Source organism: Bradyrhizobium sp. MI1.4 (genome assembly GCF_055811315.1).
On the sequence record NZ_JBVVPP010000139.1, the window covers coordinates 1 to 754 of the forward strand.

The 754-nt window shown below is 62.1% G+C and carries 2 pseudogenes; both read left to right on the forward strand.

Annotated features, from left to right (window positions below):
• Window positions 1-546: pseudogene (locus AC0L23_RS39975) on the forward strand (Mu transposase domain-containing protein); the annotation flags it as partial.
• Between the two features lie 8 nt (window positions 547-554).
• Window positions 555-754: pseudogene (locus tag AC0L23_RS39980) on the forward strand (IS21-like element helper ATPase IstB); the annotation flags it as partial.

Consider the following 754-nt stretch of genomic DNA (forward strand, 5'->3'; position numbering starts at 1 on the left):
GTGACGGCATCGGTCTCGAAGACCTGCCTGGTGCGCTTCGACAACAACAAGTACTCGGTCGCAGCCAGCGCAGTCGGACGACCGGTCGAGGTTCAAGCCTATGCGGATCGCATCGTGATCCGTCAGGATGGACGCATCGTTGCCGAGCACCCGCGATCCTTTGGCCGCGGCGATACTGTCTACGACCCCTGGCATTATGTGCCGGTGCTCGCCCGCAAACCCGGCGCCTTGCGCAACGGTGCTCCCTTCAAAGACTGGGTGCTGCCGGCCGCGATCGAGCGGATCCGGCGCAAGCTTGCCAGCACCGACGATGGCAATCGGCAGATGGTCGACATCCTCAACGCGGTGCTGACTGACGGTCTGCCCGCGGTGGAAGCGGCCTGTGCCGAAGCGCTCGGTCATGGCGTCCATTCCGCAGATGTCGTTCTCAACATCCTGGCCCGTCAACGTGAACCTGCCCCACCGGCCAACATCATGACGCCGGCCGCACTGACGCTCCGTCATGCACCGATCGCCGATTGTGCCCGCTACGACAACCTCCGGAGGACCATCTGATGGAACGAACCCAAATCTTCGACCTCATGGGCGAACTCAAGCTCTACGGCATGAAGGCTGCCTTCGACGAGATCATGGCAACTGCCGTCAAGCGCCAGCACGAACCTCAGCGCATTGTCGGCGACCTGCTCAACGCCGAGATCAACGAGAAGCAAGCCAGGTCGATCAAATACCAGCTCACCATTGCCAAGCTGCCGCT